Source organism: Terrimonas ginsenosidimutans, from assembly GCF_022012415.1.
Taxonomy (GTDB): domain Bacteria; phylum Bacteroidota; class Bacteroidia; order Chitinophagales; family Chitinophagaceae; genus Terrimonas_A; species Terrimonas_A ginsenosidimutans.
Genome location: NZ_JAKLTR010000015.1, coordinates 144,338 through 169,071, shown reverse-complemented (window position 1 = coordinate 169,071; position 24,734 = coordinate 144,338). Strand labels below are relative to the sequence as shown.

The window sequence follows — 24,734 nt, the reverse complement described above, 5'->3', positions numbered from 1 at the left end:
TTTTATTGATTCCTGAAAGGCCTGTAGGAGGGATGATTGGAGATCGCCAGCATGGGCAGGTCTCCCTTCGTATCTCCGTAAGCATAAATATCTCCGAATTCGTCCAGGGTGTATTTATCCCTGATCCTTCTGACTTTCTCCTCTCCGTGACAGTTTTTGCCATCGATCTTCCCGGTAATGCGGCCATTTACCACAACCAGGTTTGTTGCCATCAGCTGAACGTTGATCTGATTGGTCCACTCGCTGATCCAGTTCTGAGGGGAGGCAGACACGATCACGACGGCGGTCCCGTTTTTCTGATGTTCACGGATCTCTTCCAGGGCTCCGGGTCTGATCAGGGCTGGTAATTTCTCCTCGACAAAACGTTTGCAAAGAATGGTGAACTGTTCTGCTGACATTCCTGCGAAAAAATGTGCAAGTATTTTCTCTTTTGCCAGCTGGTTTGAGATCACTTTCAGTTTATAAGCGATCAGATACGGGCTGTACAGAACAAAGCCGGCATAAAAGGGCAAAGTCCCTTTGCTGAATTTGATGAATTCCAGCAGGGTATCTTTTGTGGTGATCGTCCCGTCAAAGTCGAAAAATGCAATCCCTTTTTTCACAGTTTTTTCTTTTTAAACATGTTCTCAGGAATGGAAGTAATGATCAGCATGATCCATTTCCAGAACCATTTCACATAGATAACGTTCTTGCGCTTTTGAACCGCTTTATAGATCGCATCACCGACCTGTTCGGGGTAAGCGGTCAGCAGTTTGGGAAGGGCCAGGTCTGCGGTCATTTTCGTGTATACAAAACCAGGCAGAACAGTTACCACGTGTACTTTATGATGATATAACCTGTTACGCAGCCCCGAGAGATAAGCGGTAAAAGCGGCTTTTGCGCTTCCGTAGATGTAATTGCTTTGACGCCCTCTCAGGCCGGCAACCGAGCTGATCCCCACGATCACACCACTCTGTTTGTCTGCATAATCTTTTGAAATGATATTCAGGATTGAAACAAGCCCGGTATAATTTGAATTGATCGTGTTGAGCGTTTCAGAGAAGTCTGCGATCACTTTTTCATTATCATTCATATAACCTACCACGCAGACAGTCACTTCAGGCTTTACAGGCAGGTTGTCATAAAAAGCCTGGTGTGAGTTGAAATCTGCCGCGTCGAATTGGTGGGCGGTGCAGGAAATTCCGAATCTGATCTCGAGGTCGGATTTAAGCGGGGCGAGTGCTGCGGTATTTCTACCAGCCAGTTGAATATTATATTTCTCCTGTGCAAATTTTTTGGCAACAGCCATGCCCATATCGGACGTGGCCCCTAGTATTAAAGCAGTTGGCATCTTCAGTCTGTTATAAATATAAGTTCGCTTTAAAAAGCTTACCGTCTGTTCCGGGAACGAAACCCGGTTATCAGTCAGCGCTCCAGCTATTCAAAAAATGAAAAATCTTTTATGTAAATGATGGCAGCAAAACTGGCGATCCAAAGGATGAGAACGATTTGAATGAAAAGGTCTTTGTAAAGGATTTTTGTTGGCGACCCGGAGTCTGCCTGTACGAATATGATCTGGAGGTATCTCATGAGACCTGCCATTACAAAAAGACAGGTATAATATAAACGATGAGTTCCAAGTTTTGTCATTGTTTCCGGAGACATGGTGTACATGAAATACGCCACCACAATAACAGCACAAATCAGGGCAAGTAATGAATTCAGAAGCTCTAAATTATAGCCTTTTATAGACTTCCTCATATCCACCCCGGAATTTATTTTTAAGATAACATCGTCGCGTCTCTTACCCAGGGCCATGAATACGGCCAAAAGGAAGACCATGATCACGATCCATTCTGACAGCGCGATGTTGGAGATCACAGATCCGCCTTTAACGCGCAAAACAAAGCCAGCCGCAAGGAGGATTATATCAAGGATCGCAACATTCTTTAAACCAAAGGAATAACCGACATTGATAAAGAAATAGATGCCGAGAACAAACATGAACTTGTCGCGGATGAAATAAGCAAGTCCGAATCCACCTACGATCAATATTGCCGCGATAACGAGCGCAGCAGGTTTGGAAACTGCTCCACTTGCCAGCGGGCGGAATTTCTTTTTAGGATGTTTACGGTCATCTTCGATATCCCGGTAATCGTTCAGGATATAAATACTGCTCGCGATAGCCGAAAAAGCGATGAAGCCAAGCAGGATCTGGGAGATCTTTTCGAAGTTGAGAAACTCTCCTGCAAAAAATAAAGGGATGAAAAGGAAAAGGTTTTTTGCCCAGTGTTTGGGACGTAATAGCTTAATATATGCCACTTTAGATCAAATTGTGCGACAAAATACAAACTAAAACGGATAAATTATAATTGTGGGGAAAGCTTTAGCCGGGCGGGTATTTTGGGCTGTGAGACGGTGCTGGCGGTTGATGGTTGACATCCCGGAAAATGCGGCCCTATCTTTTAAGGGGCAAATCGACAAGTTGCTAAGCCTGGAAATATCGAAAGGGAGCAAAAGCCGGCAAGGACGCAAGGAAATGCATTGTTTGGTGGGAAAAGGCTTCGGGCGGTTATGATAAGCCGGGCGAGGCGTGAGCCTTGCGGCCTGTACACTTAATCTCGATTTATTATTAGCCTGTCGCGTTCCCCCTTGATTCAGCCAAGCTTTATTTCTATATTAGCCACCTAATTATGAAAAGCAGATACATCAATTACGTTGAGATCGGGTTAATTGTAATTCTCGCATCAATACCCCTGTTCTCCACCTTTCCTTATCGTGTGAATATTTTCCTCTCCTGGGAGGGCGCCTACCGGATGAGTAATGGTGAGGTCCCTTTCCGTGATTTCGGCCTGCCGATGGGAGGGATGTACTGGGCGGTGCCCGCGATCTTTTTCAAGCTGTTCGGTCCGGCGATGATCACCCTGGTAAAGGCACAGGTATTCCTGAACATTCTTTCCGGACTGGCATTCCGCTCCATACTGAAAAGTTTCAAAGTCTCTTCAGCTGTGCGTTTTTCCAGCATACTGCTGTTCTGCCTTTCCTATTCCTTTTTCAATTTCTGGCCATGGTATAACCATACCGTAATAGTATACGAATTGGTGGGATTGGCCTTTCTGTTAAAAGCGCTTGCCGAACAGGCCGCTAAAAAACAAATACTGTTACTCGTGCTTGCCGCATTCTTTACGATGTGTTCGTTTTTTACGAAACAGGACGCAGGTGCGCTCGCAGTACTGATCAGTCTTGCGGTTGCGGGTTTACACAGTTTGCAGACACGTAAATGGAGGCCGGCACTGATCTTTGGCGGAACCTTGTTTGCAATCGGCCTGATCGTTATCCTCTATCTTTCGAGATATGGATTCGGCTACTGGTTCAATCATGGGCAGGCTCCCCATTCTGCACGGATCTCTTTGATGGATATCGTTCAGGAATTCTTCATCGGTTCCATGTGGATCAAATTTTACCTGTTCATCATCGCGATCGTTCTGCTGTTAAGATTCAGGACCTGGAAGGATTTCTGGACCAGCAAGACAGATGTGCTGTTCCTGTTCCTCACAATTGCGATACTGGCAGAAGCTGCTGTATTCCAGGTAACCAGTTATACTCCCCCGGACAATAACATATTCTTTCACAGTTTTGCGATTGCCTTTATCCTGGCGCAATTGTCAGCACTACCAGCATTCGAACCAAGAAAAAGGCTGGTATTCGCTGTGCTTACCTGTGGCATACTCTTATGGTGGAGTAATGTGTACTGGAGGTATATCGAGCGTGTGTTGGACAGGGCAATGCCGAAAAAAGAACAGTCAATTGCTTCTGCGGAAAATGTGGTGAATAAACAGACCTACATGATCTTTCCAAAAGATACCGTGGAGATCCCACTGTCAGAGTGGACATTCTCCGATCTTAAGTCTTTCAAAAATATCTATATGCCAGCGCCAACCATTGATGGAATGAAGCGCCTGTTGAATATGGATATCGTAAAGCAAAAGAAAGACCTGAGTGTATTGAATATGAGTGAGCTTACCCCACTTGCTGTCGAAATGCCTTATAAGCTGGAAAAGGGAGAACACTACCCGCTCTGGTATCACCTTGGTGTGGGTATGTTCAACAAGCAGGCGGAGATGTTTGAAAAGAATATTGCGGATAAAAAATACGATCTCGTATTATTTGAGAACATCCCGACCCTGAACAATTTCTATCCATTCAGGGTCCGTGACAGCCTGAAAGTACATTACCAGATGGTGGATTCTTTCTTTGCACCGAGAAGGGGGGATACGAAGGGGATGATTGAGGTGTATGTTCGGTGATCGGTGATTGTGGTCCGTTGACCGTTGTCCGTTGACCGTTGCCCGGAATTCAATCGAGGTAGAATAGAATTGCATCTTCGTATACAAATTAAAAGAGAGGGGTTATCGTTTTAAACGATAACCCCCCTCTTTTAATTTGTGTCGGTCAACGGTCAACGGTCAACGGTCAACGGTCAACGGTCAACGGTCAACGGTCAACTACTTCAGTTCTTCCTTCATCTTTCCCAGCACATCCTTCTCTATCATTTGCTGCGCAACTTTGATCATGTTCTTAAAGGCTTTGGCTTTTGAGATGCCGTGACCGATTATTACGGGTTTGCTTACGCCGAGTACGGGTGTGCCGCCGTAGTTTTCAAAGTTGAATCGCTCGAAGTATTCATGCTCGATCTTTTGGCGGTGCGTGATCTCATAGAGGGATTCGGCCAGTTTGAGAATGATATTGCCCGTAAAGCCTTCACAAACCATTACGTCTGCTTTGTCTTCAAGAACATCACGTCCTTCGATGTTGCCGATGAAATTGATATGTTTATTTTCTTTAAGCAGGGGATAGGTTGCCTGGGCAAGCAGGTTGCCTTTGCCTTCCTCTTCACCGACATTCATGAGTCCGACCCTGGGGTTGCTGATATCGAGCATCAGTTGTGCATAAACGGATCCCATGATGGCAAACTGGTTAAGCTGCTCGGGTTTGCAATCTGCGTTCAGACCGACATCGAGCAGAAGACCTGTATTGCCGTTTTCCCGTGGAATGATGGTGGAGATAGTTGGCCGGAGTACGCCTTCCAGCGCCTTAATGCTGAAGAGGGCACCTACCAGCATGGCTCCTGTGTTGCCTGCACTGATAAATGAATCGATCTTTCCGGTTGCCAGCAAATGGAACCCGATAGCGATGGAAGAGCGTTGCTTTTCCTTGAGGGCTTTGGTGGGGTGTTCGTGCATGTCGATCACTTGCTCCGAATGTATCACCTGGATACGTTCGCGTGACACCTTATGCTCGTCCAGTAATTGCTCAACCTTCGGCTGGTCGCCGATGAGGAAGAGAACAGAAGCTGAACTGTCTTCATTTAGGTATTGCAATACGCCTTTTACCGCTTCGAGCGGAGCAAGGTCGCCACCCATCATGTCTAGTCCTATATTCATTGGAAGCTTATATGAAGTCAAAAGTAAAAAGTAAAAAGTAAAAAAGTGGAGATAGTTTCGGGAAGCCGGGGGACGACGGACGGCTGACTGCGGGTGATTCTGTATTGCTGTTTACTCAAAACTATCGCAGAAAGATATAATGAAGGCCATCTGTCATCATATTTCCATTACCCCGACCCGCCTGTGATCCGTACTATCTTGTTTCCCAAAAACAGAAATTCCAAACTCCATCAGACAATGCCCAATGAATTTTGGAATCAATTACTCAAGTATATTAAAAAGGAATCCTTTCCTGACAACAGGAACCGGATTTTGACTTTTTAATTTTGACTTTTTACTTTACAGGAGACTTCTCAGCTACAACTTTACCTTTATAGTAAAGCTTGCCTTCGCTCACGTGTGCGCGGTGACGAACGTGTGTTTCGCCTGTAGCGCTATCAATAGTTAAAGTCTGTGCAGTAGCTTTATAGTGCGTTCTACGTTTTGCGCTTCTCTGCTGGCTGTGTCTGCGTTTCGGATTTGGCATAACTCAACAATTATAATCTTTAAAAAAAAGGCATTGCTGCCCAATGCTTTAATTATCCAGGTCTTTAAATTTCTCCAACCCTTTCCAGATCGGATTTTCTGTTTTCTCTTTTTCGTTCTCTTTGGTTTCCAGTTTTTTCAGCATTTCCATTGCTTTTGGATTGCAATGAGGGCCGCTGGCATCATCATATCCGCATGTTTTCTGCATGGGAATAGTGAGGTTGATGAATTCGTAGATCCATGCAGCCACATCAAGATGGCTTTCGCCACGGCTGATGTAGTACACATCGGGATCTTCTTCCTGGTCATTCATCAGTTCGGGTTCTTCCACCATTTTCACGGTGATATTGAACTCGTCCCACAGATCAAGGGGAAGGTTATTATTGCACCGGTCACAGGTCACTTCAAGTGATCCTCCGATTTCAAATTTCAACAACATGAAACCGTTTTTTTTGTCCAGTAACAACCTTACATTCGCCTTGCAGTTGTGGAAATCCTGCTGCTGGAATGCCTCAAAGAACTTATCGGTGATCTCGTAGCTGTACTCATGAACACCGGGTTTCAATCCCACAAAAGCTATCTCAAATTCCCGCCGGTAGGCCATGATCAACTTTTTAAAGAGTTGGCAAAGGTAAGGGATTTACGCGAAACTTTGAGGAATATTGAGTTGTTTATTGCGATTATTTTTTGAATAATGGTTGGCGATGGGTGATGACCATTGCCCGCATGTTAAGCAGAAAATTGCAGAAAGAAGATAAGTATCAGATATTTGCGGGGCGTATTGGGCAGAATGAGGCCGTTTCGGATCTGCTACTGGCCATCGATCGGCTGGGCGTGCCGGATAAAAGGAATTTAAGACGTTGATTAAGAATATTTTAAAATAATTACTTGTGCAGAAGTTTGTTTCCCGGCTCTTCAGGCGTTTAATGAAGAGCTGGAGTTGGGTGTTGCTGGTGATCCTTTGTATTGTGATAAAATGGCTCTCGCTGTACCCCGGACTCGTTGAGAGGTATTACACTTATGGTATTTATCCGGTGATCGTTGCTGTTCAGCGGTTTATTTTAGGCTGGATCCCATTCAGCATCGGCGATCTTTTCTATGGGTTCCTCGTGCTTGTACTGATCTACCGGATAGGTGGATTTATCCGGTTGGCGGTGAAAAAGCAGCTGAATCGCCAGTATTTTATCAAAGCGCTTCAGCAGGGGATATTCTTTTTCCTGTTCATCTATGTTTCCTTCAACTTATTATGGGGACTGAATTACAACCGGCAGGGGATTGCCGTACAGCTTGGCCTGAAAGTGCAGCGATACTCACTGGCGGATCTTGATACGCTGACTCAAACGCTTAAATCAAGATTGAATACCTATGCGGAACAGGCCGGACCGGAACGCCGGGATTCTGTCCGCAAGAAAAAAGATCTGTTCAGGGAAAGCGCGGCGATATATGATTGGGTGTCTAAAGATCATCCTTTTTTGGCGTATAGCCCCAGGTCATTGAAGCCATCGATTTTCAGCTATTTAGGAAATTATCTCGGATTCCAGGGATATTATAACCCGTTTTCGGGCGAAGCCCAGGTAAATACCACGATCCCTTCTTTTCTCGAACCTTTTGTGAGCTTGCATGAGATCGCACACCAGCTTGGCTATGGAAAGGAAAATGAAGCGAATTTTGTGGCATTCCTCGCCGGACGTCAAAGCCGTTTGCCTTTATTCCGGTATTCCATGTACTTCGACCTTTTCAATTATTCATACGGCGAAATGCGCCGGAGAGATACTTCACTGGCCAAGTCACTACGCGAGGGGCTGCATCCGGTGGTGATTGCCGATATCCGCGAACAGCGCGAATTCTATCAACGTCATCGTAATCCTGTTGAGAATTTCGTATCCTGGGGCTATGGAAATTTCCTGAAAGCCAATAATCAACCCGGTGGCAAAGAAACCTACAATGAGGTGGTGGCGTGGCTGATCGCGTATTATAAGAAATTTGGGGTAGAAGCGATTTAAAGAAAGTCAAAATTTAAAAGTAAAAAAACGTCATAAAGTCCACCCTTCGGGCTATACAGTACACCACGGAGACTTAGTAGTTCAGGAGATCTTTTTTACTTTTTGATTTTGACTCTTTACTTTAAAACCTGTTTTTCCACATCATACTCTCTATCGGCTTATCCGGTTGTCCGCTGTATTTGGCGTTCTTTTTCTGGTTGTATTTTACTTCGATCTCTCCGTCTACGGGGAAGTAGATGAGCTGGCCGACGGGCATGCCATGGTAAACTTTTACGGGTTGTTTTACGGAGATCTCCAGGGTCCAGTGGCCACAGAAGCCAACATCGCCTTTGCCGGCCGTAGCATGAATATCAATTCCAAGACGTCCGGTAGAGGATTTTCCTTCCAGGAAAGGTACGTGGGCATGGGTTTCTGTGTATTCGAGCGTAACACCGAGGTAGAAAATGTGCGGGTAAAGCACAAAGCCTTCATCAGGGATCTCGAAATAGTCGATCTCATTATGCTTTTTGGCATCGAGGATATGTTCCTTATAGGTGGCAAGCCATTTACCCAGGTGCACGTCATAGGAGTTGCTGCCCAGGCATTCACGGTCGAACGGTTTAAGGCCGATCGTTCCTTTTTCCATCTCTTCAAGTATGCGCTTGTCTGAAAGAATCATAACAGTATATTTAGTAACGTTGCCCGCAAAGCATAAAGTCCCGGTTTATCCGAAAAATAGCCGGATGCGGCGCAAAACTAAGTTTTTGGCTATTTACTTTTCTATTTTTGATGATGGATAATGGATGTTCTTTCAAAATACAGATGAAACAGCTTTAGATGCCGATTTTTTTTCAACATTCGATCGATGAGACGACCAGGTTAGGGATCTGGAAAATTGAGGAAAACGAAACTTTTTTCAAAGGAAATGTGCCGCTCCACCGGGATGTGACCCACCCGCATAAACGGGTGCAGCATCTGGCGGGCCGTTTTCTGCTTCAGTTCCTTTTTGCCGACTTCCCTTATCATCTTGTGCAGGTAGCTGATACCCGCAAGCCTTATTTACCGGGCGAGGAGTATCATTTTTCCATTTCTCATTGCGGTGATTATGCAGCAGCGATCGTGAGTAAAAATAAGAGGGTGGGAGTGGATATTGAAATTCCCGTAGAGAAGATCGAGCGGATCAGGGACAAGTTCCTTTCTCCTGAAGAACAGAAGTTGCTGGTAACCGGCGATCTAAACCAGCTGACGGCTTTATGGAGTGCCAAGGAGGCAGTATTCAAATGGTATGGGGTCGGAAAAGTGGATTTCAAGGGACATATCCGGTTAAATGGGCAGGATACCGTACAGGAATATATCAACTGTTTCTTCACGCCGAGGCAAAAAGAGCTGCGGATCCATTACAAGATGCTGGACCAGATCGTGCTGGCGTGGGTAGCTGACTAAAAATGAACGATATAGCCATCCTGAACGCAGAGAATTTTTGGCGGGATCCCGGCAATTCGTCTTGTACAGAGCAGTAATATTTTCTATATTGGTCCGTTATATTGCTACCAGGAAGTACAAGAACCACCATGAAGAAGATCATTCCAATATCCATCTGGATGCTCAGTACGCTTTTTGCAGCGGCTCAGTCATCAGATGAAGAAAACAATGCAAACATCACCATCAGCCATGCAGCACGCTCATTTCGTTTCGAGAGAGGCGATGAAGCCCATCCTGTTGTGATCAAAGAGACCAGTTCACGTCAGTATCTCTGTAACAATTACAATACTTATTTTCCGGTTGTCGAATTCTACAATGACGTGGAGAAGATCGATGAGGTTTCGATACTTGTTGATAATTCCAAAAAACATGGCATTACTCCGAAACACGAGTATTACAGCGTGAACGACATTTTCTATTCCGATGCCCGCATCTGTTACTTTAAACTTCCATTTGCAAAGAAAGGCGCCACGGGAAAAGTTACGTTTGAGAAGACGACCCTGGACCCGCACTATTTCACCAGTATCTACCTTGCCGGATCTGAAGCTGTTGCGGAAATGGAATTGAAGATCTTTATTCCGTCATGGATGAAAGCTGAATTAAAAGATCTGAACTGCGAGAAATTCGATATTAAAAAGAATGCTGTCCCTGAAAAAGACGGGATCATGTATACGTACATGGTAAAAAATATGCCGGCGATCCCACGGGAATCATCTTCACCCGGCATCACGTATTATGCACCGCATATCATGGTAATGAATAAGTATGCAGAACCAGCGGGGATAAAGTATACGTACTTCAATACGCTGAAAGATCAATATAACTGGTATCATAAGCTGATAAAGGAAACAGAAAATGATCCGCAGGTAATGAAGGCAAAGGCAGAGGAGGTTACGAAAGGCCTGGTTACCGATGATGCAAAAGTAAAAGCAGTATTTCAATGGGTGCAGGATAATATCCGTTATATCGCTTTTGAAGATGGCATCGCTGGATTTAAGCCTGATAAAGCGCAGAATGTATTGCAGAAAAAATATGGTGATTGCAAAGGGATGGCTAACCTCGTTACTGAAATGCTTCGTTCGATCAATCTGGATGCAAGACGCTGCTGGATCGGGACACGTCACCTTTTTTATGATTATTCCACGCCTTCCCTGGCGGTAGATAACCACATGATCAGTGTGTGGATGAATAAGGGTGTTCCTGTTTACCTGGATGCTACCGAAAAGTATATTGGCTTTGGAGAAGTAGCCGAACGGATACAGGGGCGTCAGACCCTGATCGAAGATGGCGCAAATTTTATCCTTAACAAAGTGCCTGTTGCGGACTATCAGCAGAATACATCTATTGAGCAAAGAAAACTAACGCTCGAAGGCGGCGTGCTTAAAGGCCGCATTGTTCAAACATGGAAAGGGGAAAATAAGGAAATGCTTTTGTCTGGTCTGAACAGTATCCGTCAGGATAAGCAGGAGAATGCGCTTAGCAATTATCTGTCACGTGGTAGAAAGGATTTCGAGATCAGCGCGCTGAAAGTTGTTAATCTGTCTGATTATAACAAGGATATCAATGTAGAGTATGATATCCTCTGGAAAAACGCAGTGGCTGATTTCAACCAGGAGACATACCTGGAAGTGGATAACCGCCGCAATTTTGATGGCTATAAGATCGATACTTCGAAAAGAAAACTCCCTTACTGGTTCTATTTCAAGGATCATGTGGTTTTCGAAACGGAGGTAGTATTGCCTGCGGATAAAAAAGTGGAAAGCCTGCCACCTGCCATCAGGATCCAGCAGCCGGGATACAGCTTTACCGGTAGTTATACTTCAAGTGGTTCTAAACTGAACTATCGTTGCGAGATCATCCTGAAAGAGGCACAGCTCAAACCAGATCAATTCTCGCAATGGAATAATGATATTGAAAAACTCAAGGGTTTTTACAACCAGCAAGTCGTTTTAACCAAAGTAAAATAAGCCATCTCCAATGAAAAGTGTTCTTACCCGGATTGCAGTTTCTGCAACCTGTTTTCTTTTCGTCATCAACAGCACTCATGGACAAGCCAAATCGGATGCAGAATATCATAAAGAATCCGAAGAGATCCGGAAAACAGTGTGGGCCTGGGATAAAGCAGAATTCAGGGTCAAAGAAATTCCGGCGCGTTATGCGGGAGCATCTTCAGTGGTGATCGCCCGTCATACCGAACTTACAGCAGATAGTAAATCAAAACTCGGTTATAATGGTTTTCTTGGTTTCTCATCCAACAAGATCATGTCTGTTTCTGAGATCGCCCGTGAGATGGTGAAGGTGAACGACAAGTCTGCCGTTGAAGAATATTCAGAATTCAGCTTTACCCGCTTCGAGAACAAAAGCGGGTTTCACAGGAAAGATAACTCCACAACGTTTGTAGGGGTTCGTGTGATCAAAGCTGACGGGAAGGTCCGCGAAATAAACGCGGATGATATCGTGTTCACTAATGAATCAAAGAGTGAGAAAAAGGCAAAAGTGGCGATCCCCGATCTTCAACCGGGAGATATCGTTGACTATTTTATTGCAACGAACATACGCCTCACAAACGATTTTACAGATAAATCATATGTGGTTACCCTGTTTGATGAGTCTCCGGTATTACATCATTCATTTCATGGTCAGTTAGGTAAGAAGTTTGCTATTGATTACCGCAGTTACAATGGCGCGCCAGACCTGAACGTATCAAAGAACAGTGATGATGATATTGTGATCGATGTGGTGAAGAAAGATATCCCCGCCTTTGAAACCACCTTATGGGTTTCGCCGGCATTGCAATTACCTTTTGTAAGAATGTTTATTTCGCTTGGCAACCGGGGTGGCATAGGACGCAAATTTGCCGGCTACAGTAAGCCGGGTGAGGTAAATAAGAACAAGGAAACGGATGAAATTGTGGAGCTCAAGGCAAACAATATGGCGTTGGAGTTCTATAACTCCGTATACATTCCTCAGTCAATTGCCTATTTTAACGAGATCATCAAGAATGCAAAAGTGTATGCTAAAAACCTGGGTATAGATTTCAAGAAGATGGAGGATGAGGAGAAAGCGATATTTGTTTATTATGCTGCCCGGTTTACCCGTTTGCTTGATTTCAATGTCAACAACATGGAAAGGTCCATCAATATTGGTAAGCAAAGTTTCGATGGCCTCGCACTTTTTACTTATTGCTCATTGCTGGCAGCGGACATCGAAGGATCGGTATTGCTGAGCAACTACCGGAAAGGATATCGCATGCAAGAAGTGATGGATATGGATGATATCGCCATGAGTACATTTTTGAGGGGAACAAACAAGTTCATGGGTTTCTCATCGGTGTTTTCAACGCCGTTTGAAACGCCTGAAACTGTCGAAGGAGTAACGGATACAAAAGTGGTCAACCTCAGGGTGAAAGGCTCGGTCGGAGGAGCCAATGGCATTGCCAAACTGGCTACGGTTCTTCCGGGAATTAAAGTGCCCGTGTCCGAGTCGGGAAAGAATGCGCATATCGAGCAACTGATCCTTTCGCTGACACCGGGGGAGACGTTATTGAATGTAAAGCGGAAAAGCATCATCAAAGGCAATTTTAAGGCTGACCTGCAGGGCCGGCTTATACTGTATGAAGACTTCTATGAATCAGAGCTCAGGGCCTTTGGAGAGAGCAAGTCGCTGATCGAACAGCTGGAGGAAAATAAGCGTACACGCAAGCTTGCAGAGGATGCGAAAAATGCATTTGCGGAAGCGAGGAAGAAGCAAAAAACATCTTTCCTGGATGAAACAAAAGAATGGTTTGAACAGGAGATCTCCAATCAGAAAGAGATGAAGATCGATAATATGGGTGTACGCCACACTGCGCCGGATTTTATTTATTCATCCTCGTTTGATATGGAAGGGTTAGTAAAAAAAGCGGGCAACAATATTATCCTGGAGATTGGAAAGATCCAGGGAACACCGATGTCCATCAAACCGGAGCAGCGGAAAAGAGACATAGACGTATATATGTCATACCCACGCAGTATCGAGTATCATGTGAAAGTGCAGATCCCCGAGGGATATGCTGTAGAAGGAGTTGACGGGTTGAACAGGAACGTGCGAAACGAAACCGGTTACTTTACCGTGCAGGCAAACCTTGTAGGAAAGACTGTCGAGATAAAAGTGAGCAAGCATTACTTCCATGGATATGAGCCGGCTGCTAACTGGAATAAGCTCGTGGAGTTTATAGATGCGGCTAATGAGTGGACGAATGCGAAGCTGTTGCTGAAGAAAAACTAACAATATACTGTCCCCACTCTTATAGAATATCAACTAACCCAGGAAAGTATTCTTACCGTATTACAGGTTTATTTTGCCGGTAATACGGCAAGAATACGTTTAGTGCAGGCTCTTACAAAATTCAGTGCGCTATATCGTCTTCATTATCTTCTGGTTCATCCAGTAAATGTAGGTCTACGGCAGATGCCATTCCCGCAATGCCTTCGATAGAGCCTCGTATATGTGTTGCATTGAGTAATACTTTCTCCAGTTGTTTTTCTCTGGTCTTCCATAATTTCTCCATGGCATCCCGTTCTTTCTGTATGGAGATGCGCATGCTCAGAAAGCCTTCGCGGATCGCTTTCCATTGCTCCGCGAATTCGTTGCTGGTGAGATAGTCATACAGCATATGCATTTTTTCGCCTTTGTTCTCGTTATTTCTTACAGCGGTTGAGATCCGCATAATACTGTCACGCAACACCACTGCCAGGGCCTTCACTTCGGTGAAAGAGCAGATCCAGACGCCGTCTTTCAGTCCAAATCCTTCCATGTCGCGAGGCATGGTACGTGTAACGATCACGGCAACATCCGCACCGAGGCTGCGCATATCAGCCTTTAGTTTTTCTATCCAGTCGCCAACGAAATTATTGGTTCGTTTGCTTTCATAAATGATCTTACCACATTCCTGGCCGGTATTGCTTCTGACGGTTTGGATGCAATCCGCTCCGCGGACACCTTTGCCTACTTCTGCAATTACGTCGAATGGAAATGATGTGCGCAGTAATTCTTCCAGTGCCAGTTCCTGGATCTCTCCCTGTAATTGAGTAGAGCCCTGTTCTGCTTTACGACGCATTTCATCCGCAAGCTTTTTTTGGTCTTCCAGCTGTTTTTCCAGTTCTTTTACCCGCAGTTGGAATTCGCTTTCTCTTGCGGCAACTTTCTGTTCTTCTATTTTACGGAGTTCTTCGGAAAGTTTTTCACGTTCCTGCTGTAGTTTCTTTTGAACAGTGAGATCAAGTTCTTCAGCCTTATTTTTCAGATCCTGCTCCATCCGGAGATATTCCAGTTCCTTTTGGCGGGCGATCTTTTGAGCCTCTTCATTTTCCTTTCTTGTCTGCTCTTCTATTTTACGGAGCTCTTCAGTATATTTCTCACGTTCAACATGCACTTTTTTTTCCAGGGTAAGTTCAAGTTCTTCTTCCTTTGTTTTTAGGTCCTGCTCTTTTTTCAGGTATTCCAATTCCTTCTGGCGGGCTGTTTTCAACTTTTCTTCATTGTCTTTTTTGTTCTGTTCCAGCAAATGAAGTTTATTTTCGAAATCACCCGCTACGCTTTTCCGTATGCTCTCTTCCATGGTCTGCTGCATGTGTTTTCGCTCTTCATCGAGTTTTACCTGGAATTCTTCGTTCTTCTTGCGTTGCCAATCGGCGGCTTTCAGGCGCAGCTCTTTTTCCACTTCCTCCCGGATCGCGTCATTGGGTTCAAACTGGTGACCGCAATTCGGACATTTTATATCGGTTGCCATTAAGTATCGTTTAAAGCTCAAAAGTACAAAACGGCGAAGCTATCAGGGACAGGATTTTTCAGACCGTTTTCAGCCAGTTTCATTTTTCCGGTTTGATTTTGACCGGTACGGCGGGGGCGGGAACAATAATGGGTAAGATTTCTGTTTCTCTTTGCCTACTGCTGATGTACAAGGGCGAACTCTTTCTTAACTTGGGTGAAATTTGCCAGAGATGAAGAAGCTTGTTTTGCCTTTTATGATGATCTGCTCTTATATCAGCGGTTTTAGCCAGGATCCAAAAGTGCTAATGGATTCATCCGGTCTGATCGCAAAGAATGCGACGCTTGAGAAGGTCTCCAGCCAATTCAGTTTTACGGAGGGCCCTGCAGTGAACAGGAGAGGGGAGATCTATTTTACAGATCAGCCTAATGACAAGATCTGGAAGTATGATACGAAAGGAGATCTTTCTTTATTCATGGATAAAACAGGCCGCTCAAATGGGTTATACTTTGACCGGTCCGGAAATATCATTGCATGCGCGGATGAAAAGGGTGAATTATGGTCGATTACACCAGATGGAAGCAAAACTATCCTACTTGATAATCTGAATGGAAAGCAATTCAATGGTCCGAATGATCTTTGGATCGATGCTAACGGAGGTATCTATTTTACGGACCCGTACTATCAGCGGAATTACTGGACACGTCAGCAATCAGCGCTTGATGGTATGAAAGTATATTATCTGCCGAAAGGATCAAAGCAGCCACTGCTGCTGGAAGATAAAATGACCAGGCCGAACGGCATTGTTGGAAGTGCGGATGGCAAACTGTTGTATGTGGCGGACATAGGCGCTGGTAAGATCTTCCGTTATACGATCACCGCGCCAGGTGTATTAGCAGACAAGCAGCTGTTTTTTAATCAGGGTGCTGATGGAATGACGCTGGATAATAAAGGCAATCTTTATCTGAGTGGCAATGGTGTTACCATCATCAGCAAAGAGGGGAACCGCATCGGTTATATTCCTGTTCCTTCCAAGTGGGTGGGGAATTTATGTTTTGGAGGGAAAAAGAAAGATATTCTTTTTATAACGGCTTCAGAATCGATCTACACGATAAAAATGCGCGTAAAAGGGGTTGAGTAACTCCTTATGTCATGTTTCAATTCTTCCATCATCAAATTTTCCAGGCAACTTCTCTTCGTTGAATGCACCATTCACTGCCGTTAAAAAAACATTTTTCCGGCGTGTAAACCCCATGGTGCCGGCTTTGCTATTGACTAGTTTTAAATCGTCAATAGAAACAATATGCCTTTTGTTAGTGATAATATACTATCAGATAAAAAACAGGAGATGTGCTGTGGCCGGATGATGTCAGCAATAGCTGTTGTGTTTGTATTATCCGTCATCCTGTTTTTTTCACACCATCGCAATACTCTTACAACAGTTGTTGAACAGAATGCATCGCCTGAAAACGGCTTTTGCAATAATTGTGGACGGAATGTAAATGGTAGGGAGAAGATCTCAGCAGCGAAAGGGCCTGTTGTTTATTTCTTAAAAGAATAAATCAACAACTATGCTGACTAAAACAAAAATGAGTGGTTTACTGGTAATTGGAATGGCCGTAACAGGTTGTATGGTATTTGGATGCAGTAAAAATGAGAAAGGAGCGGTTAATACGACAGATCAGGAGCAAGTACTATTTGAAGACAAGCGTGATGCGAACGGTCAGACAGCCCGTGAGGTTTTTTTGGGCGGGAATGTAAAAAAAGTGACGGCGATCAGGTCTGATCACTCTGTGGTTGAGAAAATAAAGTCTTCGGCAGAATGGAAAGCCGCTACGGCCGGCGTAGAACTTGATCTTTCTGCTATCAGAAGAACGTATGTGCACAGCACTGATGCGTCGCTGGTGACGATACCGGTCGTTTCGAAAACAAAAACGAGTGAATATTTTAATGTTTATCTCGGGCAGGATAGAATATTACTTACACGGTTTTCAGAGATCCGGCAGGCAGGAGGGATGACGACCTGCAAAATTGAGTCACCGGCAGGTGAATTATATTATCAGTTTGACCTGAACAACCGTAATCAGCTTGGTAACTGGAAATTTGAGAAAGATCTGCCAAAGCTTTATGATACGGACCGGGACCTTTCACTGGTGGGACGTGACCCGGAAGACTGTTCAAAAAAGAAATTCAATAGTTGCATGAGTTGTGTGATAGTTGATGTATGCGGGTCTGACTGGATCTGTTCGATCGCCTGTGGGTTGGCGATACCGAGTTGTGTTGGGGGAGCTGCGTTGTACTGTCTTATTATTTGATCCAGACCAGCAAAAGTATGAGGTATAAGTTATTTTCCTGGTGGAAGGTGTTGCGATATGCACTCTGCGCGCTGATCGCTTTCTGGGGTGGTATGATGGTTTTTATGCAGGGAAGAAATTCCGGAGGGAGGATATTATTGCTGATCGCGTCTGTTGGCGTGTTCTCGACGATGGTTTTTGACCTGTTTGATAAGCATCTCCAAAAAAGGAAGTGAGGGTTGATTTATAGTTAAATGGTGATAAGAAGGTTGCGGTCAAATGCAACCTTCTTTTTTCTCTGGAGGCAGTGTGGTAGGGCGGAGAAAATGTGAGTCTGTTGTGGATGAGTTGATGCGCTGACTAAAAAAGAACTCATCATTATTTACGATTTTTGCCATTCATCATGCCCGGGCCTGGTCAGGGTTTCATTTATGGAGATATTATGAGTCGTTCAGTTTTATTGGATCTTTTATCTGAGTACAATACGGTTGATATTGCGGAACAGGAAATGTTGAGAGAGACGATTGCGTTTGTGAAAGCTCATGAGAATTGTTTTAGCCGCGAGTTATTAGTTGGCCATGTTACGGGTTCTGCGTGGATCGTGAATCCTGAGCGGACGCATGCGCTGCTGATGCACCATAAAAAGCTCAACCGGTGGTTTCAGCCCGGTGGTCATTGTGATGGAGATCCTGATGTGCAGGCTGTAGCTGCTAAAGAGGCACTGGAAGAAACCGGTCTGGACGTTTCGCCATTGAGTAGTGCGGTCCTGGATGTGGATGTTCATGTAATTCCGGAAAGGAAAGACGTCCCGGAGCATAAGCATTATGATGTGAGATTTTTGTTTTCTGCGAAAATGGACAGGGAGCAGTTGGCCCATAATGAGGAATCGAATGAGGTGAGATGGATCGCGTTGGAGAACGTGCATCTGTTTAATGATTCGGAATCGATAGGACGGCTGGTTAAGAAGGTGATCGGAGTTTGAAGGTGGTAAAAATGCATATACGTTTAGTGATCACTACACTTACCTGAATGACATTAGTTTCAACCTTCGATTTTCCCGAAAGTTCATTCGATGGCCGATGGCCGAAAAAGCATATACCTACTAGTGTCAATACCCTATACCAATTAGCAGCAATAGCTTCCATTCAAACGCGGCCATCGGCCATCAGTCATCTGCCATCGAGCTAGCGTAGGACGATTTCTTAAACGACATTGGATTAAAATCGTGCGCTCCACAACACTGATAGGTTACGTCATTTACCTGGTAACTGTTGTTTTGGAAAATTCTTATGCGTTGCTGACAGTCGGAAACAACAAAGCCAGTCATTTGACTGGCTTTGTTGTTTGTGCCCCGGATCGGACTTGAACCGATACGGACATTGCTGCCCACAGGATTTTAAGTCCTGCGTGTCTACCAATTTCACCACCAGGGCGAACGGTGAAGATAAAAAAAATCCTCTCTGCTTGTGGCGGAGAGGATCAGAGCGGAAGACCGGGCTCGAACCGGCCACCCCGACCTTGGCAAGGTCGTGCTCTACCAAATGAGCTACTTCCGCTTAACGTATTCCGGAGTTATCGTCCGGTATTTTTTTACCGGATTCACATCCGGATCAAAGAACTTTTGCGTTGTTGGGGGTGCAAAGATAAGGGTAAACTACTTTGCAAAACAAACTTTTTCGAAAAATTATTTGTACTTCGGCGTGTACAAAGTGCTTTCCTGAACAACTACTTCAGGTTTTTCAAAACGTTTAGTTGACAGCTTATAGCAGCCACCTAAAACAAAAGCCAGAATGCAAAACATTTGCAGGTAAAAAAGAAACCCTGAAGAAGATACCCAGTTATGAGTAAAGTCTTTGTCTTGCACTTTTTTCAGTTCTTGCTGGTATTCCTGATTGATAGATGCCATAACAAAATTTGTGTTCGCAAAAATAAGGTTTCGTTATAAAAAACTATAAAGATTGTCTAACAATTTCAGAAAATCGTGTTTTCTTTTTGACAAAATACAGCCACACTACGTTGCCATTCAATACTCCGCGTGGCTTTCCCGTTCTTACAGCCGGAAAAACACTTTTACGCTGATGGAAAAACAACCAGCCAAGAAATGCAAAATGTGCCTTAATGATGGCAAACAGATAGGCGCTGTTGCCGCTGATCAATCCCTTCCATCCACTTATTCCGTCCAGGCAAAATCGGTAGGGGATCACCCGAACCTTTGACCACCAGTCGAGGTTCTTGTATAACATGATATGATTATTGCGGAAATTGAGAAACGTTTTTCTTGGATTTCCCTGCGGCAGTGTTCCTCCGCCCACATGGTAAACCACAGAAGACGGGCAACTATATATTGTATATCCCGCCAATTGGATCCTCCAGCACAGATCGATTTCTTCCATGTGTGCAAAGAAGTATTCATCAAAGCCTTTCATATCATGAAATACCTGCGGTCTTATAAATAGTGCTGCACCGGTTGCCCAGAAAATACTTTCCTGCTGATCGTATTGTCCAAGATCTTGTTCACAGGTTTCGAATATACGCCCTTTGGAAAATGGATAACCGTAATGATCGATCCATCCGCCGGCGGCACCGGCGTATTCAAACATTTGTTTATTATCGAACGATAAAACTTTTGGCTGGCAGGCAGCAATCTCTTTGTTATGGTCCAGCAGTTGAACCATTGGCTGAAGCCAGTCAGGCTCAACTTCAACGTCAGAGTTCAACAACATATAATAATCCGCATTCACCTGTGTCAGCGCTTCATTATATCCTTTCGCAAAACCATAATTTTCTTTCAACCGGATAATGCGGATGGATGGATAGTTTTTTTCGAGGAATGCAATGGAGTCATCTGTTGAAGCATTGTCTGCTACAATCAATTCATGATCCTTATAAGTTGTTTGCAATACTGATGGCAGAAATTTTTCAAGGAAACCACGACCATTCCAGTTCAGAATTACAATTGCGACGTGAGAAGCAGTCATTTTAGGGGCGGTAAAATTTGGTCAAAATTAGGTGATTTCCGGGACCGATAGCCGATGACCGGTGGCATACCGCCGGGCTCCGCGATTTAATTTCATTAGTATGGTGAAGCTTCGGCTGACGGGGAGAACATCGTTTCCCTGATATCCCCTAAATTCGGGGATGTTTCAGCAACTTTTAAACTGGCGGACCGGACTTGCGGCCATTGCGATCTGTATTGTAACGGGAACGATATTTTATTCACAGTATCTCGCAAACAAGATCGCCCGGGAAGAGCGGGTGAAAGTGGAACAGTGGGTTGAGGCGGGTAAGTCGTTGCTCAATCCAAATATTTCTGACACGAGGCTTCCTTTTAAGATCATTTCAGATAATCATGATATTCCGATCATAGAAACAGATGAGCGTGACAGCATAATCGCTTATGTGAATTTAGATTCTTCGCGGGTCTTATCTGATGTATCATATCTGAAGAGAAAGCTCGCAACACTCAAAGGGATCAACCAGCCTATCATTTATACAGATCCGGTTGATTCAACGCAGGTGAACCGCTATTATTTCGGCCATACAAGCCTGTTGAACGAAGTGAGATATTATCCGATCGTGCAATTGTTGATCGTGGGGCTTTTCATTATCGTTACAGTACTGGCGTTGCGCAGCAGTTATCAGTCTGTACAAAACCAGGTTTGGGCTGGTATGGCCAAAGAAACAGCGCATCAGCTTGGCACGCCTGTTTCCTCACTTGAGGGATGGGTGGAAGTAATGAAGGAGCAGCCGGGAAATGAGAGTATCGTAACGGAGTTGGCAAAAGATGTGAACCGCCTTCGGTTGGTATCCGACCGTTTTGGAAAGATCGGGAGTACGCCGCAGCTGGAAAAAACAGATCTTGTGACGCAGGTAAAAACGATGGTGGAGTATATCCGGAAGCGTGCCCCGGGGAAAGTCAGTTTTTCTATTGACACACATGGTCATGAGCAAATTTTCGCACTTGTATCTCCTCCGTTGTTCGACTGGGTGATCGAGAACCTGTTAAAGAATGCGCTGGATGCGATGGAAGGTAAGGGGGCGATCCATGTGAGCCTGCTGGAGGAAAAGCAGCAGATCGTAATAGATGTAACAGATACGGGTAAGGGGATCTCGAATCAGCATATCAACAACGTATTCAAACCGGGCTTTACAACCAAAAAGCGGGGGTGGGGCTTGGGTCTCAGCCTCTCAAAGCGGATCATTTCACAATATCACAAGGGGGAGATCTTTGTAAAGCAATCTGAGATCGGTAAAGGCACAACATTCCGCGTTATTTTAAATCGAGTGGTATAATTTGCTTACTTATTTGGCGAATTTTCGTCGGTGTTCCCTATATTTGCATCCCTCTTAGCAGCCCAGGTGGCGAAATTGGTAGACGCACTACCTTGAGGTGGTAGCGCTGGAAACGGCGTGCTGGTTCGAATCCAGTCTTGGGCACCTAAAACCCTCGCACAATTTGGAGATCAAATTTGCGAGGGTTTTTTGTGCCGGGTATGCTACACCTGGAAATAAAAGCGATCAGGCTCGCTGATCGCGGGGACGATATGATCCGGTAATGCCCGAGGTTTTTTTCAACGGATCAGAGAGATGTTTTCCCGGATTTTTTGTCGTCATTTTCACTTGAGATATGGTGTTCATCCCTTGGTTTCACCTCCGTGTCAGCCCGATATTTACAGCAGAGAATTCTTAAAATTCACCGTCATTTTCAGGACTGGTGGAGGAGGTCAGTCCTGGAAAGGGCGGTGTTTTTTTTATTATTTGTGAACAAGTAAAAAGGGGAAAAATGAGAGAGGGATAAAGGATAGATCAATAAAAAGTTTAGAGGAGAACAAACGTACAGGCTACGGATGAGAATGGTTGTGCGCACTACTGGAAGCGGATTCAATAGACGCTTCTGATAGTGCTTTTTGCGATTGCGCTGTAAAATGCGTCGCACGCTGCGAGCGGGATGAGAGAAAATTCTCAAATATGGTAGTGCGTAATCTAACTACGACTCTCCTCGTTGCCACCTTAGGAAAATCTCATCTGCCGCCTCACTTATTCAACTTCCTGCATGAAAAGCTGCGCTTCCTGCCCAATGACAATAAGTAATTTGAAGCCAGGCTCGTCCCTGCAGGTTGTAGATGAATGGCCTGAACGGTCTGGTCTGGGGGGCAGGCATATGACCAAAGATCCGGGCCGGTCGGGAAGACAGAAAGCAGCACATCCCGCGATGGCGGCCTTCACCTGTAATGTTCACATGCATAACTCACACGCCCTCATATATCCCTGGCGGCTGACCTTATCCGGCGTCGTTAATCACTGACAAATCGTTCATAATTGCGACGATTGGCTACGGTCTGTCAAAGCTGTTACTTTGTAGTCATAAGCAATCTTTGAAGATCCAATATCTATCGAAAGATCCTGGTCGATAGTCTTTTATTTGATCCGTACCCTTTGTAGCCCTGAAAAAATTAGCCCTGCTTATGCAGGGCTTTCGCAGTAAGGTCTATTCCGGTAGCACTATCTTTTTCATGGGGAAATGTATATGTTGCCTGGCTTTGATTTTTACGTTGTTTCTATCTATTTCAGATCGTTTAAGCTGCTCCTCTATTGCTACATTTTGTTCTTCAGTCAAATGATTGAGGTCACCTTTCCAATGGTAAAGTCATTAAGATATCGACTACAATTCACGCGGGAGGAATACGATGCTGCAACGATCGTAGCAGATCCAGCAAACAGCCTAAGCATACACTATGTTTCGTTGCGTCGCGGCGGTCCTACTACGCGAGCAAAAGTGTTTGTGGTGCCAGATCTTATGCCCAGGGCTTGTTCCGTAAGGTGGGATAACGGCTCGATAGTGCCAAAGACAATGGATTTAGGGCAGAGGTCCTCCGGTTCCCAAACGCTTTAAAAGGCCGGTAATGTCAGACAGCTGTTTGTTGATCTAAAAAAGGGTGAGGCAACTATTCAACGAACTCTGTCGATATGATTAAACACCGCCTTTTATTTTACTAATGTTAAAACTCTAACCATGATGACTCCAGTTCATGGCCGGGCTTTTTTGCACAGCAAAAGTCCATGGCCGCTCTTTGCCCTTTTCATATCAATTCTGCCTGCTCTATTTCTTTCATCGTGCAGCGATGACGATAACGATCCTCCTGCTGCAGAAGCTCTAGTACAGCTAAGAACTGACGCCGTACTGGGAACGGTCATTACCGACAAAACCAATCATACATTATATAGTTTTGCAAACGACGTTAATGGCGCAAACAATTGTACCGGAGGTTGTGCGTCAGTGTGGTCCATATTTTATGCAGGAGATGATCTGACACAATCGCTTCTCTCTTCCGGTTTGGATCTTGCTGATTTTGGGACCGTCACAACAGCCGGAGGCGCGAAGCAGACCACTTATAAAGGCTGGCCGCTTTACTATTATGCACCGGCGGTTGGAGGTACCAATACTGCTGAAGGGCCTGGCGAGAACAGGGGTGAAGGCATCGGCGGCTTCTGGCATGTTGCCAAGCCTGACTATACCATCCGCCTGTTAAATGCACAGTTGGTTGGAAATGATGGAAAGAACTATACAAGCGCTTACGCTGAGGGTACCGGTAAGACGCTTTACTTCACGGATGCGAAAGGAGCTACCATCTACACATTTAGCAAGGACAGTTCCAATAAGAACAAATTTACTGCCGCCGATCTTTCTAACAATGCTATCTGGCCGATGTATGAGACCGATAAAGTGGTGGTCCCGTCGACGCTTGATAAAAATCTTTTCGGTTCGATCACCGTGTTTGGAAAGAAGCAGCTTACCTATAAAGGCTGGCCGCTCTATTACTTTGGTTCAGATAATAAAATGAGGGGTTCTAACAAAGGGGTCAGCGTGCCCACACCCGGCATTTGGCCCGTTGGTGTCAAAGACGCTCCTGTTGCTCCAGTACCCTGATGAATTGACCCATCGCCCCCGGCTCAGCGCCGGGGAACCGATGGCCGTGTTTCAGTCGCAGGTATAACAAGAATCTGAGGTTGTTTGCACTTTTTCCTGTTGAATACACTATTAACTATCATCATCTGCAGTTTTACTTAAAGCAGGGTGACAGTTGTTGTTTATTTGCCTCTATATTTGAGATATCTTCCTTAACTTGTAGCTAATCAGGGCCTTTTGTTTGTTGCTTGGAGTTATTATGAAGACGCTAACATCTTTCCGCTTAAATTGGGTGAAATTGGACTGATGATTGATGTAAATTGCATGTCTTCAGCATCATCAGACGGTTTTGTTTATCTCAAATATTTTACT

General features: G+C 44.7%; 22 protein-coding genes and 3 tRNA genes. 13 read left to right on the top strand and 12 right to left on the bottom strand.

The genetic code is table 11. The features are described from left to right. Positions 1 to 2 precede the first annotated feature (2 nt). The 3 genes from LZZ85_RS21255 to LZZ85_RS21245 form a co-directional block, all read right to left on the bottom strand. Positions 3 to 602 carry an HAD family hydrolase gene (locus tag LZZ85_RS21255; RefSeq protein ID WP_237875375.1) on the bottom strand — a complete coding sequence of 200 codons (600 nt, stop codon included), beginning with the start codon at positions 600 to 602 and terminating at the stop codon, positions 3 to 5. Further along, on the bottom strand, positions 599 to 1,330 hold the full coding sequence (locus tag LZZ85_RS21250) for an SDR family oxidoreductase (RefSeq protein ID WP_237875374.1): 732 nt from the start codon (positions 1,328 to 1,330) through the stop codon (positions 599 to 601). Before LZZ85_RS21250 ends, LZZ85_RS21255 begins: the two co-directional genes overlap by 4 nt. A gap of 86 nt (positions 1,331 to 1,416) precedes the next feature. Next, positions 1,417 to 2,301, bottom strand: coding sequence for a decaprenyl-phosphate phosphoribosyltransferase (locus LZZ85_RS21245; RefSeq protein WP_237875373.1), 885 nt, complete (start codon positions 2,299 to 2,301; stop codon positions 1,417 to 1,419). Between the two features lie 371 nt (positions 2,302 to 2,672). On the opposite strand from LZZ85_RS21245, the gene LZZ85_RS21240 reads away from it, so the two are divergent. Continuing rightward, the gene (locus LZZ85_RS21240) at positions 2,673 to 4,286 is read left to right on the top strand and encodes a TgpA N-terminal domain-containing protein (RefSeq protein WP_237875372.1); all 1,614 of its coding nucleotides are present in this window, start codon (positions 2,673 to 2,675) and stop codon (positions 4,284 to 4,286) included. Positions 4,287 to 4,484: 198 nt separating this feature from the next. On the opposite strand, the gene plsX is transcribed toward LZZ85_RS21240, so the two are convergent. From plsX to LZZ85_RS21225, 3 genes are all read right to left on the bottom strand, one after another. Continuing rightward, positions 4,485 to 5,423: a phosphate acyltransferase PlsX gene (gene plsX, locus LZZ85_RS21235; protein ID WP_237875371.1), complete on the bottom strand. Its 939-nt coding sequence runs from the start codon at positions 5,421 to 5,423 to the stop codon at positions 4,485 to 4,487. Between the two features lie 334 nt (positions 5,424 to 5,757). Next, positions 5,758 to 5,949, bottom strand: a complete 192-nt coding sequence (gene rpmF / locus LZZ85_RS21230; RefSeq protein WP_237875370.1) for a 50S ribosomal protein L32 — start codon at positions 5,947 to 5,949, stop codon at positions 5,758 to 5,760. A gap of 48 nt (positions 5,950 to 5,997) precedes the next feature. Further along, a complete protein-coding gene (locus LZZ85_RS21225) occupies positions 5,998 to 6,552 on the bottom strand; it encodes a YceD family protein (protein WP_237875369.1) in 555 nt (184 codons plus the stop codon). Positions 6,553 to 6,838: 286 nt separating this feature from the next. On the opposite strand from LZZ85_RS21225, the gene LZZ85_RS21220 reads away from it, so the two are divergent. Then, positions 6,839 to 7,951, top strand: a complete 1,113-nt coding sequence (locus LZZ85_RS21220; RefSeq protein ID WP_237875368.1) for a DUF3810 domain-containing protein — start codon at positions 6,839 to 6,841, stop codon at positions 7,949 to 7,951. A 121-nt stretch (positions 7,952 to 8,072) separates the two neighbouring features. On the opposite strand, the gene dcd is transcribed toward LZZ85_RS21220, so the two are convergent. Further along, on the bottom strand, positions 8,073 to 8,609 hold the full coding sequence (dcd, locus tag LZZ85_RS21215; protein ID WP_237875367.1) for a dCTP deaminase: 537 nt from the start codon (positions 8,607 to 8,609) through the stop codon (positions 8,073 to 8,075). Between the two features lie 158 nt (positions 8,610 to 8,767). On the opposite strand from dcd, the gene LZZ85_RS21210 reads away from it, so the two are divergent. The 3 genes from LZZ85_RS21210 to LZZ85_RS21200 all read left to right on the top strand — a co-directional run bounded on the left by LZZ85_RS21210 (position 8,768) and on the right by LZZ85_RS21200 (position 13,678). Next, a complete protein-coding gene (locus tag LZZ85_RS21210) occupies positions 8,768 to 9,373 on the top strand; it encodes a 4'-phosphopantetheinyl transferase family protein (protein WP_237875366.1) in 606 nt (201 codons plus the stop codon). A gap of 128 nt (positions 9,374 to 9,501) precedes the next feature. After that, a complete protein-coding gene (locus LZZ85_RS21205) occupies positions 9,502 to 11,379 on the top strand; it encodes a transglutaminase-like domain-containing protein (RefSeq protein WP_237875365.1) in 1,878 nt (625 codons plus the stop codon). 10 nt (positions 11,380 to 11,389) lie between these two features. Then, positions 11,390 to 13,678: a DUF3857 domain-containing protein gene (locus tag LZZ85_RS21200; protein ID WP_237875364.1), complete on the top strand. Its 2,289-nt coding sequence runs from the start codon at positions 11,390 to 11,392 to the stop codon at positions 13,676 to 13,678. A 121-nt stretch (positions 13,679 to 13,799) separates the two neighbouring features. Here the strand turns inward: LZZ85_RS21200 and LZZ85_RS21195 are convergent, their stop codons facing one another. Next, positions 13,800 to 15,182 (bottom strand): DUF2130 domain-containing protein, encoded by a 1,383-nt coding sequence (locus LZZ85_RS21195; RefSeq protein WP_237875363.1) that lies wholly within the window; start codon positions 15,180 to 15,182, stop codon positions 13,800 to 13,802. A gap of 211 nt (positions 15,183 to 15,393) precedes the next feature. Between LZZ85_RS21195 and LZZ85_RS21190 the strand changes: the two genes are divergently transcribed. From LZZ85_RS21190 to LZZ85_RS21170, 5 genes are all read left to right on the top strand, one after another. Further along, positions 15,394 to 16,302 carry an SMP-30/gluconolactonase/LRE family protein gene (locus tag LZZ85_RS21190; RefSeq protein ID WP_237875362.1) on the top strand — a complete coding sequence of 303 codons (909 nt, stop codon included), beginning with the start codon at positions 15,394 to 15,396 and terminating at the stop codon, positions 16,300 to 16,302. Positions 16,303 to 16,464: 162 nt separating this feature from the next. Next, positions 16,465 to 16,722 carry a hypothetical protein gene (locus LZZ85_RS21185; protein WP_237875361.1) on the top strand — a complete coding sequence of 86 codons (258 nt, stop codon included), beginning with the start codon at positions 16,465 to 16,467 and terminating at the stop codon, positions 16,720 to 16,722. Between the two features lie 10 nt (positions 16,723 to 16,732). Then, a complete protein-coding gene (locus LZZ85_RS21180; protein ID WP_237875360.1) occupies positions 16,733 to 17,476 on the top strand; it encodes a hypothetical protein in 744 nt (247 codons plus the stop codon). Between the two features lie 17 nt (positions 17,477 to 17,493). Further along, complete coding sequence (locus LZZ85_RS21175) at positions 17,494 to 17,691, top strand: hypothetical protein (protein ID WP_237875359.1); 198 nt, start codon at positions 17,494 to 17,496, stop codon at positions 17,689 to 17,691. 206 nt (positions 17,692 to 17,897) lie between these two features. Then, positions 17,898 to 18,437, top strand: a complete 540-nt coding sequence (locus LZZ85_RS21170; protein ID WP_237875358.1) for an NUDIX hydrolase — start codon at positions 17,898 to 17,900, stop codon at positions 18,435 to 18,437. A gap of 365 nt (positions 18,438 to 18,802) precedes the next feature. On the opposite strand, the gene LZZ85_RS21165 is transcribed toward LZZ85_RS21170, so the two are convergent. The 4 genes from LZZ85_RS21165 to LZZ85_RS21150 all read right to left on the bottom strand — a co-directional run bounded on the left by LZZ85_RS21165 (position 18,803) and on the right by LZZ85_RS21150 (position 20,433). Next, positions 18,803 to 18,888 (bottom strand) — tRNA-Leu (locus LZZ85_RS21165). Between the two features lie 50 nt (positions 18,889 to 18,938). Beyond that, a tRNA-Gly gene (locus LZZ85_RS21160) sits at positions 18,939 to 19,011 on the bottom strand. A gap of 128 nt (positions 19,012 to 19,139) precedes the next feature. Next, entirely contained in the window at positions 19,140 to 19,361 is a 222-nt protein-coding gene (locus LZZ85_RS21155) for a hypothetical protein (RefSeq protein WP_237875357.1), read from the bottom strand. Positions 19,362 to 19,404: 43 nt separating this feature from the next. After that, positions 19,405 to 20,433, bottom strand: a complete 1,029-nt coding sequence (locus LZZ85_RS21150) for a glycosyltransferase family 2 protein (protein WP_237875356.1) — start codon at positions 20,431 to 20,433, stop codon at positions 19,405 to 19,407. Between the two features lie 160 nt (positions 20,434 to 20,593). Between LZZ85_RS21150 and LZZ85_RS21145 the strand changes: the two genes are divergently transcribed. The 3 genes from LZZ85_RS21145 to LZZ85_RS21135 all read left to right on the top strand — a co-directional run bounded on the left by LZZ85_RS21145 (position 20,594) and on the right by LZZ85_RS21135 (position 24,383). Continuing rightward, positions 20,594 to 21,748 carry a sensor histidine kinase gene (locus LZZ85_RS21145; RefSeq protein WP_237875355.1) on the top strand — a complete coding sequence of 385 codons (1,155 nt, stop codon included), beginning with the start codon at positions 20,594 to 20,596 and terminating at the stop codon, positions 21,746 to 21,748. 60 nt (positions 21,749 to 21,808) lie between these two features. Continuing rightward, a tRNA-Leu gene (locus tag LZZ85_RS21140) sits at positions 21,809 to 21,892 on the top strand. Between the two features lie 1,576 nt (positions 21,893 to 23,468). After that, positions 23,469 to 24,383, top strand: coding sequence for a hypothetical protein (locus LZZ85_RS21135; RefSeq protein WP_237875354.1), 915 nt, complete (start codon positions 23,469 to 23,471; stop codon positions 24,381 to 24,383). The last annotated feature ends 351 nt before the right edge of the window (positions 24,384 to 24,734 follow it).

Coding starts and splice junctions, on each gene's coding strand:
- LZZ85_RS21250 (WP_237875374.1), bottom strand. CDS start 1,330: ATGCCAACTGCTTTAATACTAGGGGCCACGTCCGATATGGGCATGGCT.
- LZZ85_RS21240 (WP_237875372.1), top strand. CDS start 2,673: ATGAAAAGCAGATACATCAATTACGTTGAGATCGGGTTAATTGTAATT.
- plsX (WP_237875371.1), bottom strand. CDS start 5,423: ATGAATATAGGACTAGACATGATGGGTGGCGACCTTGCTCCGCTCGAA.
- rpmF (WP_237875370.1), bottom strand. CDS start 5,949: ATGCCAAATCCGAAACGCAGACACAGCCAGCAGAGAAGCGCAAAACGT.
- LZZ85_RS21225 (WP_237875369.1), bottom strand. CDS start 6,552: ATGGCCTACCGGCGGGAATTTGAGATAGCTTTTGTGGGATTGAAACCC.
- dcd (WP_237875367.1), bottom strand. CDS start 8,609: ATGATTCTTTCAGACAAGCGCATACTTGAAGAGATGGAAAAAGGAACG.
- LZZ85_RS21210 (WP_237875366.1), top strand. CDS start 8,768: ATGCCGATTTTTTTTCAACATTCGATCGATGAGACGACCAGGTTAGGG.
- LZZ85_RS21205 (WP_237875365.1), top strand. CDS start 9,502: ATGAAGAAGATCATTCCAATATCCATCTGGATGCTCAGTACGCTTTTT.
- LZZ85_RS21200 (WP_237875364.1), top strand. CDS start 11,390: ATGAAAAGTGTTCTTACCCGGATTGCAGTTTCTGCAACCTGTTTTCTT.
- LZZ85_RS21195 (WP_237875363.1), bottom strand. CDS start 15,182: ATGGCAACCGATATAAAATGTCCGAATTGCGGTCACCAGTTTGAACCC.
- LZZ85_RS21190 (WP_237875362.1), top strand. CDS start 15,394: ATGAAGAAGCTTGTTTTGCCTTTTATGATGATCTGCTCTTATATCAGC.
- LZZ85_RS21185 (WP_237875361.1), top strand. CDS start 16,465: ATGCCTTTTGTTAGTGATAATATACTATCAGATAAAAAACAGGAGATG.
- LZZ85_RS21180 (WP_237875360.1), top strand. CDS start 16,733: ATGCTGACTAAAACAAAAATGAGTGGTTTACTGGTAATTGGAATGGCC.
- LZZ85_RS21175 (WP_237875359.1), top strand. CDS start 17,494: ATGAGGTATAAGTTATTTTCCTGGTGGAAGGTGTTGCGATATGCACTC.
- LZZ85_RS21170 (WP_237875358.1), top strand. CDS start 17,898: ATGAGTCGTTCAGTTTTATTGGATCTTTTATCTGAGTACAATACGGTT.
- LZZ85_RS21155 (WP_237875357.1), bottom strand. CDS start 19,361: ATGGCATCTATCAATCAGGAATACCAGCAAGAACTGAAAAAAGTGCAA.
- LZZ85_RS21150 (WP_237875356.1), bottom strand. CDS start 20,433: ATGACTGCTTCTCACGTCGCAATTGTAATTCTGAACTGGAATGGTCGT.
- LZZ85_RS21145 (WP_237875355.1), top strand. CDS start 20,594: ATGTTTCAGCAACTTTTAAACTGGCGGACCGGACTTGCGGCCATTGCG.
- LZZ85_RS21135 (WP_237875354.1), top strand. CDS start 23,469: ATGATGACTCCAGTTCATGGCCGGGCTTTTTTGCACAGCAAAAGTCCA.